9 protein-coding genes are annotated in these 12,747 nt (G+C 52.4%); 1 reads left to right on the top strand and 8 read right to left on the bottom strand.

Annotated features, from left to right (window positions below):
- Positions 1-3 precede the first annotated feature (3 nt).
- The 7 genes from ACVL1J_RS10885 to ACVL1J_RS10855 form a co-directional block, all read right to left on the bottom strand.
- The gene (locus ACVL1J_RS10885) at positions 4-753 is read right to left on the bottom strand and encodes a DUF3047 domain-containing protein (protein WP_341236288.1); all 750 of its coding nucleotides are present in this window, start codon (positions 751-753) and stop codon (positions 4-6) included.
- Between the two features lie 20 nt (positions 754-773).
- Positions 774-2,126 (bottom strand): TIGR04283 family arsenosugar biosynthesis glycosyltransferase, encoded by a 1,353-nt coding sequence (locus ACVL1J_RS10880; protein ID WP_341236289.1) that lies wholly within the window; start codon positions 2,124-2,126, stop codon positions 774-776.
- Between the two features lie 14 nt (positions 2,127-2,140).
- A complete protein-coding gene (gene mgtE, locus ACVL1J_RS10875) occupies positions 2,141-3,637 on the bottom strand; it encodes a magnesium transporter (protein WP_236550925.1) in 1,497 nt (498 codons plus the stop codon).
- Between the two features lie 21 nt (positions 3,638-3,658).
- The gene (locus tag ACVL1J_RS10870; protein WP_159572923.1) at positions 3,659-4,918 is read right to left on the bottom strand and encodes a putative Na+/H+ antiporter; all 1,260 of its coding nucleotides are present in this window, start codon (positions 4,916-4,918) and stop codon (positions 3,659-3,661) included.
- A gap of 30 nt (positions 4,919-4,948) precedes the next feature.
- On the bottom strand, positions 4,949-6,703 hold the full coding sequence (locus tag ACVL1J_RS10865) for a chorismate-binding protein (protein WP_341236290.1): 1,755 nt from the start codon (positions 6,701-6,703) through the stop codon (positions 4,949-4,951).
- A 98-nt stretch (positions 6,704-6,801) separates the two neighbouring features.
- On the bottom strand, positions 6,802-8,004 hold the full coding sequence (locus ACVL1J_RS10860) for a patatin-like phospholipase family protein (protein WP_341236291.1): 1,203 nt from the start codon (positions 8,002-8,004) through the stop codon (positions 6,802-6,804).
- Positions 8,005-8,089: 85 nt separating this feature from the next.
- On the bottom strand, positions 8,090-10,405 hold the full coding sequence (locus tag ACVL1J_RS10855) for an NADP-dependent malic enzyme (protein WP_305773823.1): 2,316 nt from the start codon (positions 10,403-10,405) through the stop codon (positions 8,090-8,092).
- A gap of 123 nt (positions 10,406-10,528) precedes the next feature.
- Here ACVL1J_RS10855 and ACVL1J_RS10850 point away from each other — a divergent pair, with 123 nt between their 5' ends.
- Complete coding sequence (locus tag ACVL1J_RS10850; protein WP_341236292.1) at positions 10,529-11,695, top strand: aminotransferase class I/II-fold pyridoxal phosphate-dependent enzyme; 1,167 nt, start codon at positions 10,529-10,531, stop codon at positions 11,693-11,695.
- A 9-nt stretch (positions 11,696-11,704) separates the two neighbouring features.
- On the opposite strand, the gene ACVL1J_RS10845 is transcribed toward ACVL1J_RS10850, so the two are convergent.
- Complete coding sequence (locus ACVL1J_RS10845; RefSeq protein WP_159572917.1) at positions 11,705-12,565, bottom strand: lytic transglycosylase domain-containing protein; 861 nt, start codon at positions 12,563-12,565, stop codon at positions 11,705-11,707.
- Between the last annotated feature and the right edge of the window lie 182 nt (positions 12,566-12,747).

Below are 12,747 nucleotides of genomic sequence, written 5' to 3'. Positions count from 1 at the left end.
TGTTCACTGTGCATTGAGACTACCAAACAAGGCTTTGGCTTTCGACTTGGTATTGTCTGAATCGGCACCCAACGCAATGGCGGTGAACATCACGGGGCCTTCCGGCAATTCTTTGCCGAAGGCTTTCTGCGCATCGGCCTGCAAATCCCTGTTCTCGGAAATCAAGCCGGAGGCGCTTGCAGCATCACGAATCACGATGTTTTTCACTCGATCGGTGTAGGGGTTGTCAAACACTTGCCCTGTTTTCTCACCTGGCGTTCCCCACACATAACACAAGGTTGCAGCGGGCAAACGCTCACCGGATAAAGTACGCGCCGCAGCCAAAGCGAGGCGAGTTCCCAAACCGAGTTTTCCTTCATCAATCTGAATAAAAGTACACACCTTCGCTCCGGCATCATCGCCTGCCTTGGTTTGTAAATTGGCCTTGGTCGGCTGCATCAATACTTGCCAATCCCAACTCAAAGTTTTCAGCACCACCGGCTTGGAAAACGGATGCACCAAGGTCCCGTAGGCCATATCAGCCTCCGCTTGCAACACCGTCTGATCACCCTGCTTCAACAATTTGAATTGAGTATGCGCAGCAATATCCGGGTGGTACTGCGCCTTCCAGGGTACAGGAATTCCCGCAGCGGGTTCCGCAGGCCAAGGCTTCAATGAACTGATGTCCTGAGCATTCACACCACTCAACACACCCATCAAAGCAAGCAATGCAGGTACTTTAAAAACACGTGCTTTTCGCGCCAAAATGATCATAAAAAAACCTTTCGTCATTTCTATTCAGTCGCTTGATAACGCACTGGCCAATCAACAGGTAAACAACCCAATTCAATCGCCCGGTCAAGATCAGCGGGTTCATCGATGTCCAATTGCGAAGGCAACCACACAGCAGACAAGTGGTGCTGCTGCAGTGCCGCGCGGGTTTGCTCAGCCACACTGGCGGTACCCCATGCAATGGAGGCAGAGAAAATTTCAGGCACATTGCGGTTGCACGCCAGGGCCACATAACCGCCATCGTGTGCGGGCACAAACGCCAGTCCGCACTGCCTGGCGGCTCTTTGCAATTCATGCAAATCGGCCTGGGTAAACTCGATCGCATCTGGCCCCAGTAGCACCACCAGTTCACTGCGCTTTAAATGAGTTTCAACGGCAGTTTGCATTCGTTTGCCCAAATGCCCTTCTGGCTGCACACAACGCTGCACTGCCCTGCCACGCAGCAACTCAGCCCATTGCTGATCACTTCCGCCGTCGGTCCACAAGACCACGTTCATGCCTTGTAGTTTATCCAAGGTACTCAACAACAGGTATCGCGCAAATGCGGCGCATTGTTCAGCACCGAGCAATGGCGCCAATCTTGTTTTAACTCGCCCAGGATACGGGTACTTGGCAAATACGGCCACCGTCAAAGGTGACTTTTGCCGAGTGTCTGCATACAGCTTTGCCAAAGTCTCAGCCGACACACCGCGCCAATACAAAAATCGGAAACGCCACATCAATAGAATAGTTGCCCAAGCACCATTTAAATCCCAGCGACGCCCCGAGGTGAATACCGGAGAGGAAATGGCAAGGAATTGTCGCGGTGCGACTCGCTTCAGGCGCTTGCACAATTCAATGTCTTCCATCAAAGACTGATCCGGAAACCCCCCAACGCGATTGAAAAGCGCTCGGCTAACAAACAAGGCCTGATCACCTGTACCAATTTTGCTGAGCCTTGATCGACGATTCATGAACCAGGCCACCACGGGCAACCAGGCACTTTTGCCTTCGATGCGCACGTCAAACCGACCCCACAGGCATTCATTCAGCTTCGTCAACAAAGCCGACCAGGCTTCAGAATTCAACACGGTATCGGCATGTAAAAACAAAAGAACCTCGCCACGGGCTTGAGCTGCACCCGAATTCATTTGTTGCGCGCGCCCCTTACCGCTTTGAATTAGAGTCACTTGCGGGTGAACAGCCAACAATTGCAAGGTGGCCCAACTGTGGTCAGTGGAGCCCCCATCGACCAACAACAACTCGTCGCCCTGCCTCAGCAGTTCAATAAGTGCATGAATTCGAACCGACAATGAATCGTCACCGGGGCCCGGCACCTCGTTGTACACCGGCATGACGATAGAGACAAAAGGCATGTGCTGCCGCAGCCTTAAAAGAACAGGGAGGCCAGTCCCAGGAAGATGAAAAAGCCCATGCTGTCGGTCGTGAATGTCAACAGCACCGATGAGCCCATGGCAGGATCACGGCCCATTTTCTCGAGTCCCAATGGAACCATGACCCCAATCAAGGAACCAACCAAAAGGTTTAGCATCACTGCAAGTGTCATCAACAAACCCAACATGACCGCATTGGGCGACCCGAAGTACAGCCCCCAGGCCGCCAGGCCCGCCACACTGCCCCACACCAATCCATTCAACCCGGCGATCGCCAGTTCTTTTTTCAACAGCAACTTGAAGTTGGCTGCCGTGACCTGACCCAATGCCAGGGAGCGGATCATCAGGGTCATGGTCTGGTTGCCCGAATTACCTGCAATGCCAGCCACAATAGGCATCAGGGTGGCCAAGGCCACCACTTTCGCAATTGTGCCTTCAAATGTATCGATCACACGACTGGCAAAAAATGCAGTGCAAAGGTTCAAACCCAACCACAACCACCGGTTTTTGGCCGACTCCCACACCGACGCAAACAAGTCTTCTTCTTCACGCAAACCGGCGCTCGAGAGCAAATCAGCTTCGCTTTCTTCACGAATCACGTCCACCACTTCGTTCACGGTCAAACGGCCGATCAACTTGCCCGATGGATCGAGTACAGGGGCAGACACCAGGTCGTATCGCTCGAAAGCCTGGGCAGCCTCATAAGCATCGTCCAACGCTGAAAGCATCAGCACCTCGCGGCTCATCACCTCGCTTACCAAGGTTTCGGGCTCGTTCACCAGCAAGCGGTCCAAAGGCAAACTGCCCTTGAAATGATCCACGCGGTCCACCACAAACACCTGGTCGGTTTGATCAGGCAGCTCGTCAAACCGGCGCAAGTAACGCAACACCACTTCAAGCGTTACGTCGTCGCGAATGGTCACCATGTCGAAGTCCATCCGCGCACCCACGGTGTCTTCGGGGTAGCTCATGGCGGCGCGCAATTGTTCGCGCTCCTCAAGGCTCAAGCTGCTGGCCAGTTTCTCCACCACATCGCGCGGCAGGTCGGGGGCAAGTTCCGCAATTTCATCGGCATCAAGCGACTCAGTGGCAGCGAACAGTTCTTCGCTGTCCATGGACTTGATCAACGTTTCCCGAACTGCATCACTCAACTCGAGAAGAATGTCACCGTCGCGGTCAGAACGGACCAAGCCCCACACCAACATACGGTCTTCTTGCGGCAGGCTTTCAAGCACATAAGCCACGTCTGCGGGGTGCAACAAGTACAACTTGTTACCAAGTTCGGTCAGGTGTTGGCGGTGCACCAGCTCCTCGACCAAACTTTGCCGCTCGGGATTTACGGTAGTTTGCTGATTGTGAACAACACTCTCGATTACTCTTTGTTTGCGCAACATGGCCTGCACTTCGGCCAAAGCCCGCTGTGCATCATCGAGATCATGAGGCAGCTCGATGACTGGCTCTTGATCGTGATAATCGATGTTTTGTTCGCTCAAAGCAAAATTCCCGAAAGCGGTTTAAAAGAACTGAAAAGCTACAACTGCCACCAGCGTAGGGGCAAGTGCGGCTAAAAACAACTTGCCAGCATTAATTGATCCATCGTTGAAATACTTTTGCAAAATGGCAAAGCCTGCAGGGTTTGGCGCGTTGGCAATTACGGTCAAACCGCCACCCGTTACCGCGCCAGCCACCAGCGCATACTTAAACTGGTCATTCACGCCCTCGACCAGCGAACCAAGATAGGTGAGTGCCGCGTTGTCGGTAATCGCTGTCAATGCAGTTGCCCCATAGTAAAGCGCGGTCGGGCTCATGCCTTTCAATGTGTCTTGCAGCCACCACGCTTGCATGCCTCCCAACACCACCAAGCCTGCCAGGAAAAACGCAACCATCAAACCTTCTTTCAAAATCAATTTGTCTTGATAACGGCTGTAAGCCGACGTGTAACCAAGGAAGAAAAGAAATAAACCCATGAACATGGCTGCGTGGTGAGCAAACACCACCACACCAACCAAAAATAGCAAGTGCGTAGCGATGACCCAAAATGGCATGTCTTCTTTGGGGCCGTTTTCAGCGGGCTTTTTCATGGCTGTCAGTTCTTTGGCAAACAGAAAGGTGAGTGCCGTCGCATTCACAAACACGGCAATCGCTGCTTTCCAGCCAAACATGGTCAGCATGTACTGCATGTCAAAACCCCACTTGGCAGCCACCATCAGCACGGGCGGTGCGGCAAAAGGGGTCAATGTTCCACCGATTGAAATGTTCACGAAAAGCACACCCAATGTGCCGTACATCAACTTGTTGCTAATGCCCTGCGTGTAAAACCGGTCACGCAACAAAAAGGCGGCAAGGGTCATGGCCGCAGGCTCGGTGATGAAAGAGCCCAGCAGCGGCACAATCGACAAGGTGGTGAAAAAGTAAGCCACTTGCCTGTCGATCGGAATGAGCGATGCCACCACACGCACAATGCGACCAGCCAGCACCAGAATTGGCTTGCTTCCAGCAATCACCATAATGGCAAACACAAACAAAGGTTCGGTGTAATTGCGCGTGTCAATGTACTCAACGGCACCACTTTGCCCAATGATGAAAAACATGAACACCACAAGCACCATGGCCCAGAAACCAAATACGGCCTCGACCTCACCGAGCAAATGCCACAGGCCAGCGTGATTGGGTTGCGTGTGTGCCAGGCGCTCAAAGTATTTGGTAGAAAAAGTATGAATGACTGCGATGGCAAACAAAATTGCGCCAATCAGTTCTATGGTGGTCGGGTTCATTTCACATCCCTTTTTGATTATTATTTATTTTTAGTTGGCAGAAAAAAGCACCGAGTCATGTGCATCAACCACTTTTGCCACGGGCACCCAGCCTCGCAAGCTATTGATCAGCCACACTTCATCAGCGCGTTGCAAGTCTTGCACATTCAGTGTGGTTTGCCGAATCGTATTTTCCCTTAAAAGGTGCCCCCGCAACACCCCGGGTAACAAATAAGTATCGGCACTTTCACTAATTTGTGGCGTTAACCACTCGCCACCAATTTTCAGCACCACATTGCACCGGCAGGTTTCGGTAATCAAACCCTGGGGGCTGAAGAGGAGCACATCGAACGCGCCATTGGACTGATTCTGAAAATACGAATACTCAGGTCGATAGGTGGTTTTGTGAAGAACGAACTCGGGCTTGCCCCGCATGGGTGAATCAGCCAACCGCACAACAACGGGCAATGGATTCACATTGAATTCATGCAACTCGACGGTCAACTCACCCCGGGCATCCAGTAAACAACGCGCGCGAAAAAGACCTTGGGCATTCTCGCTTGCGATGTCTCCTAATTTCTGACGGATCAAGTGTTCTTCACACAGAAAAGAAAACCGATTGGCCGAAGCCGACATTCGACTGACATGCTCATCGAGATTGAGCCACTGCCCTTGTTCCAGGCGCAAGGTTTCAAGCACCTGAAAATCGCAAGTGGCTTCCCGTAGAAAAGTGGTTTTCTGCCACCACTCTTTTTTTTCATCTCGCGCTGTGGAATACCAGGTAATGCCGCTACCCACACCGTATTCCAACGCATCGGCTTGCTCTATAACTGTACGAATGGGCACATTGAAATGTGCATGGCCGCCCGGGCTCAACACGCCCAAAGCGCCGCAATACAATTTTCGTGGGGATCGCTCCCACTGCGAAATTCGCAGCATGGCCTGCGACTTGGGCGCACCAGTCACACTGCCGCAAGGAAACAAGGCCGCAAACAAATCGGCCAAAGTAGCATTTGGCAAAGTTCGCCCGGAAATACTGGACGTCATTTGGTCCACTGTGGGCAAATGCATCACATCGAAAAGCGAACGCACCTGCACCGACTTGGGTTGGCATATTTTGGCCATGTCGTTTCGCAACAGATCGACAATCATGACATTCTCGGCACGATCCTTTTCGCTGTCGCTAAGCACATCCAGACTACCCGCCACAGGTCGGCGGGTTCCCTTCATCGGCGCAGTCTGCAATTCGCTGCCATCCCAGCTAAAAAACAACTCGGGCGACAGGCTGATCGCATTGAATGTGCTTCCGCGCAAAAACAGACTTTGAGGTGCAGGCTGACTGGCATAGAGGTGCTGAAATAACGCCCACGCATCCAACTTGGGATTGTCTGCTTTCAGCCGCGTCGTCAGGTTGATTTGGTAAAACTCGCCCGCCTCAATGGCCTGCTGCACCTGCTGGTAGGTGTCATGATAATTGTCGTAGTTTTGTTGATCCAGCCACGGCAACAATGCGTGGTCAAGAGGAAGACGTTGCAAGTCACACCTACCCAGCAAACTCACCTGAGTCGGCGCAAAAGCATGAAATTCCAGCAAGGGGAAGTCGGGTGAGTCACAAACAATCAAGGCAGGATCGAATGCTGACGCAGCCTCGTAACTTAAGCCGCCCACCACATACAAACCTTGATTGGACAAATCGTGCGCTTGCTCGATCAGGGTGCGCACCTGACCTGGGTCAAAGGTACTGAGCACTCGAACAGGCTTGCCATGCGCCACACAAAGGCCATCCGCACCTTCGGCGTGAGTCATCCTGGCATGCCAAGCAGCGGAAACCAAAGGTGAGTACATGGAAAGAAAACGCCCGAACTGCCTCGAAGCGTCAATTGTAACGCGGCTTTGCGCGGAACTCAGCGGCCAGACTGACCCAGATGAAAGAACTCGAACACGGCCTCTCGCTTGGCAATCGTATCGGCGATACCCATGCGAATCAGCTCGCGCGTGTAATTTGACTCGAACAGCAAATAACTGGCCAATGACGAACCACTGGCCTCGGTAGCTCCCAAAGCGGACAACAAGGTACGCACTGGTCTTGGCAGGTCTTGAGTGTGACGTGCTGCAATCTCATCAATTCGCTCCGAGGGCGAAATGACCAACAACTCGATCGGTTTCAATGTGGTTTTGTCCGCCATCTCGGGCGGCAACAAACCCAAGGTTTTATTCACCCGGCTCAGGCGCTCAATGTCAATCGACAAACTGTCCAGGAAAATGGACGCCATTGCATGGCCCGCAATTTGAGCCAAGCTGGGATAAGCGTTTTGAACTTCAACAGGCTGGGTATGGTCCTTGTCTGACTGACTCGAACCAATCACCATCACCCGGTTTGCCCCCAAATGAATCGCTGGACTAATGGGTGCAAGCTGACGAATGGACCCATCACCAAAATGCTCCATTTGCCCTTCAATGTTCAGTTTTACGGCTGGAAATACAAAAGGAATTGCTGCGGAGGCCAAGAGATGCTCAACCGTGATTCGGTCTGGCAACGCCACACGCTGCGTTCTCGCCCAACTTTCGATGGCTCTCTGGGTTTGGAAAAAAGTCACGCTGCGCCCCGAACTGTAACTGGATGCAGTCACAGCCAAGGCGTGAATGGTACCGTTCTCGAGCGCCTCGTCCAACCTGCGAAAATGCAGCAACTGGTGCATTAAATGAGACAGGGGGGAATTGTCGAGCAAACACTTCGGACGCTTGCGCAACATCCAGCCAATTGAAAGCGCCGACAACCAGCGCGCGCCTGTGCGAATAATGCCAAGCGAATCAGACCGGAATACTTGCTCAGAACTGAAGTTTTCCCAGACCTTGAGCATTCGATCAGTGGACTGGTAAAAGTTGCGCCCAGCACATGCAAGCGCTGCGGCATTGATTGCCCCGGCCGACGTACCACACAAAATCTTGAACGGAAAATCAAACTCGCGCTTGTTTTCTTGTTCAAACCACTTGGCAAGCTGATGCAGCACACCCACTTGGTAGGCGGCCCGCGCACCACCGCCTGACAACACCAGTCCGGTGATGTCATCATGGTCTTCACTGTGAAATGTGTCGTGTTCGCTCATGAAACCATTGTGCGACACATTTTGGGTAAGTTAAAACAAAAACAGGCGTGTCTTGCACGCCCATTTGTTGTTTTAAAGTACGGGTTTAAATTGAACTAACCCGCTCTGAGTTTGAGTCGAGCACTGTCAGTGCGGTCATGTTGACGATACGACGAACCGTGGCCGACGCCGTCAAAATGTGAACCGGTTTGTCAGAGCCCAACAAAATTGGACCCACCGCAATGCCATTGCCCGCAGCTGACTTCAGCAAGTTGTAGGAAATATTGGCCGCGTCAATATTTGGGCATACCAGCAAATTGGCTTCACCAGTCAGGGTAGAACCCGAGAAAATGGTGTTACGTACCTGTTCGTCAATGGCGCAATCGCCGTGCATCTCGCCGTCGACTTCGAGCCATGGCGCAATGTTGCGGAGAATTTGAAGCGCTTCACGCATTTTCACGGCAGAGGGTTGATTGCTCGAACCAAAGTTGGAATGGGACAGCAATGCGGCCTTGGGTTGAACACCCAAACGCAACATTTCCTCAGCCGCCATCAATGTAATTTCAGCAATTTGTTCGGCAGTGGGGTCGTAGTTCACATGGGTATCGACCAAAAACACCTGACGATTGGTCAACATCAGGCCATTCATTGCACCGTAGGTATTGCAGCCTGCACGGCGACCCAGCACTTGGTCTACGTAATGCAAATGCAGGGAATGGGTGCCGAAGGTGCCACAAATCATGCCGTCTGCATTGCCTTTGTGAATCATCATTGAACCAATCAGCGTATTGCGACGACGCATTTCAATTTTTGCGTAAGCCTCGGTCACACCCTTGCGCTTGGTCAAGTCGTGATACATGCGCCAGTAGTCTTTGTAGCGCTCATCGTACTCGGGGTTGATCAACTCAAAATCAACGCCCGCTTTAATGCGCAAACCAAAGCGCTCAAGACGACGCTCAATCACTGCGGGGCGACCAATCATGATGGGCTTGGCAATGGCTTCATCCACCACCACCTGCACTGCACGCATCACGCGTTCGTCTTCACCTTCAGCAAACACAATGCGGGAGGTTTGCGGTGTTTCAGCCACACAACGTTTGGCCACCGCAAAAATCGGCTTCATGAAGGTACCGGAATGGTACACAAACTGCTGCAACTGATCTTTGTAAGCTTCCAGGTCTGCGATTGGGCGGGTTGCAACGCCGCTTTCCATGGCTGCTTTGGCAACCGCTGGCGCAATGTGAACAATCAGGCGAGGGTCAAAGGGTTTGGGAATCAGGTATTCAGGACCAAAACTCAGGTTTTGGGTTCGGTACGCAGAAGCGACCACATCCGATTGCTCTTTACGAGCCAGCTCTGCCACGGCACGAACCGCTGCAATTTCCATTTCCTTGGTAATTGTGGTTGCACCCACATCGAGTGCACCCCGGAAAATAAAGGGGAAACACAATACATTGTTCACCTGGTTCGGATAGTCGGTGCGGCCTGTACACATAATGGCGTCGTCGCGAACTTCCTTGACCTGCTCGGGCAGAATTTCAGGTGTGGGGTTGGCCAGCGCCAGAATCAAAGGCTTGGCTGCCATGGCCCGCACCATGTCTTGCTTCAGCACACCGCCGGCAGACAAACCCAAAAATACATCCGCTTCTTTGATTACGTCGGCCAAAGTGCGAGCTGTGGTGTCTTGTGCAAATAAATCTTTATCAGGGTCCATATTGGTGGTGCGGCCTTTGTAAACCACGCCATCAATGTCGGTGACCCACACGTTTTTGCGCGGCAAGCCCAACTCAACCAGCAACTCCAGGCAAGCCAATGCCGCAGCACCCGCGCCAGACACCACAAATTTCACTTCATCCAGTTTCTTGCCGATCACCTCGAGGCCATTCAAAATGGCTGCACCCACCACAATTGCGGTGCCGTGCTGATCGTCGTGGAACACAGGAATATTCATGCGCCCACGCAAGGCACGTTCTACCTTGAAGCAATCAGGCGCCTTGATGTCTTCAAGGTTGATGCCGCCAAATGTGGGCTCCAGCGAGGCAATAATCTCAATCAGCTTGTCGGGGTCGTTCTCGTTGATTTCAATGTCAAACACATCGATACCGGCGAACTTCTTGAACAACACCGCCTTGCCTTCCATCACTGGCTTGGCGGCCAGTGGGCCGATGTTACCCAAACCAAGCACGGCCGTACCGTTGGTGACCACACCCACCAGGTTTGCTTTGGCGGTATAACGCACCGCAGTAGACGGGTCTGCTTCGATTTCTTCGCAGGCTGCTGCAACACCGGGAGAATAGGCCAAAGCCAAGTCACGCTGGTTGACCAAGCTTTTAGTCGCCGAAATCTGCAATTTCCCAGGCTTTGGAAATTCATGATATTCAAGGGCGGCCTGCCTGAAGCGCTGATCCATTGGTTGAGCCATATAATCTTCTCTTTGAGGTGAACAACAGAACCGAAAATTATAGGCTCAGCCAGAGAGGCTGTCCCTAGGGGTTTCCACAAATCGCGCAACTTGTTGGCGCCACTCACTAACAATGGTGAAGAATTGAAGCAGTCCAGCCTTAGTCATCTTGTTCAACCCTTCCATGTCATGGAACTGGTGAAAGCAGCCGACGCCTTGCAAGCCGAGGGAAAACCGGTCATTCACCTTTCTATCGGTGAACCCGACTTTCCCATGCCCGAGCCCGTTGAGCAGGCATTCGCCCGGGCGATCTCGGCACACAAAACCCGATACACTGCGGCTTTGGGCCTGCCCGAGCTGCGCGAAGCCATTAGCCAGTATTACCAGACTAATTTTCACGTTCGGGTACCAGCGCATCAAATCGTGATTACCTCGGGCGCATCGGCTGCGCTCATGTATGCCTGCCTTGCCCTTATCAACCCAGGCGAGGAAGTGTTACTGGCCGACCCCGGTTACCCCTGTAACAAAACTTTTGTGCAAATGGCAGGCGGAACTCCCGCCTTTGTACAAACCCAAGAGGCAGAAAATTTTCAACCTGCCTGGACCGATCTTTCCAGCCAATGGACGCCGAAAACGGCGGGCGTACTTTTGGCATCACCCAATAACCCCACCGGCACTCAACTCAGCCCCCGGGCCATGCGGGAAATAGTCGATGGCGTAACTGCCCTCAATGGCTTTGTAATTGTTGACGAGATTTATCAGTCACTTTGCTACGACAGTCCGCCACAAAGCGTGCTGCAAGTGACTGGTGCACCCAACACACAAAACCCCTTGGTGGTGATCAACAGCTTCTCCAAGTACTTTGGAATGACAGGTTTGCGCTTGGGGTGGATGGTGGTGCCAGACAGCCTGTTGCCAGCAATTGAACGATTTGCCCAAAACCTGAGCATTTGTCCAAACACCCCGGCACAATGGGCCGCCCTGGCCTGTTTCACACCCGAAACGCTGGCGATTTGCGAAGAGCGACGTTTGATTTTCAAGGCACGCAGAGACTTTATGGTCAATGCACTACCAAAGGCTGGCATCGAACTGCATTCAACGCCCGATTCGGCGTTTTACATTTACGCGAAGTCACCCTACAACAGCGAGCGCTATTGCAAAGAATTGCTGGAGCAGGCTTTGGTATGCGCCGTGCCCGGCAAGGATTTTTCAGAATTTCGGGGGGAGGAAATGATGCGATTCTCGTATGCCAATTCGATGGACAGGCTAGAGACTGCCATCGAACGGATACAATTTTTTAATCGAAGTTGACCTGAGAGATCAGCCTTCAGAGCCTGGCACTGTTACAGCGGATACTTTTTCGCTGTTCTCGCGGGACGCCACCAGATGACCTTGCTGGTAGGTTGAATCAATGCGTGATTTAAGCGACAGCACTTTGCCAGGATAGCCACCGTCATTGCCATGAATGGCTGCACCCACATACCAACGCAAACCGGCACTAACGGAGCCTGTACGACGTGTGTACTCGCGAATGATTTTGGCACCCACTCGCATGTTCATTTCAGGGTTCAAAGGGGACCAGTCACCGGGTGACAATGCTTCAAATTTGTCTTTGTGAATTTTAGGCATCACCTGCATCAAGCCGCGAGCGCCAACCGGACTGGCAGCAAAAGGATTGTAGGAAGATTCAATACCCACGATCGCCAGGATCAGGGTTGGCTCTACCTTTTCTTCCTTGCCTACCTTGTAAGCCAATCGAACAATCGACTCCACGGCTTCAGGCGACACGCTGTAGCGTTTGGCCAGGTAAGAAGTAACCTGTCGCTGACCTGCTGTCAGTGGTTTGCTCGAATCAACCGAGTTGAACTTCACTGGCATCAGGTTTTTAGAACCGGATGAATTTGCAGGTGACTTGGCAGTGGTATTTACAACCTCTGCGCCACCAGCCGCAAGGCCAGTACTAAGCAAGTCAATTTCAGTGGCGAATATTGCCTGCACTGGGGCAGAGAAAAACACCTGGCTGCGAAGTTCGGCATTGGACAGCAATATTGCTATTGCACCCGCTACCAGAACCGATGTGGCCACACCAAGACCGGTGACGGCGTTTTTCAATGATTGAATCAAGTTCGGGGTCTGGACCTGCTGGCCATTGACGCTCAGAACGGTTTCGTACTGCTTCATGCAACCTCCTCTGCTACGCAAACGCAGGCTTAACCCTGCATTGTTTGACTCAGCGGTGCATCTGCCTCCATTTTGTCCGTGAGGCAGAACGTTCTGCTTTAACCATTTACTACTTGCACTACATGGTCAAAGCACTCTTAAGATGAAGTTAGGCTGACTTAAGTTCCCTTAAGTTTTGCCCT

The sequence above is a fragment of the Limnobacter sp. G6BE5S genome (genome assembly GCF_058448965.1).
The sequence above is the reverse complement of the archived record's forward strand: the minus strand, read 5'-3'. Positions and strand labels throughout refer to the sequence as shown.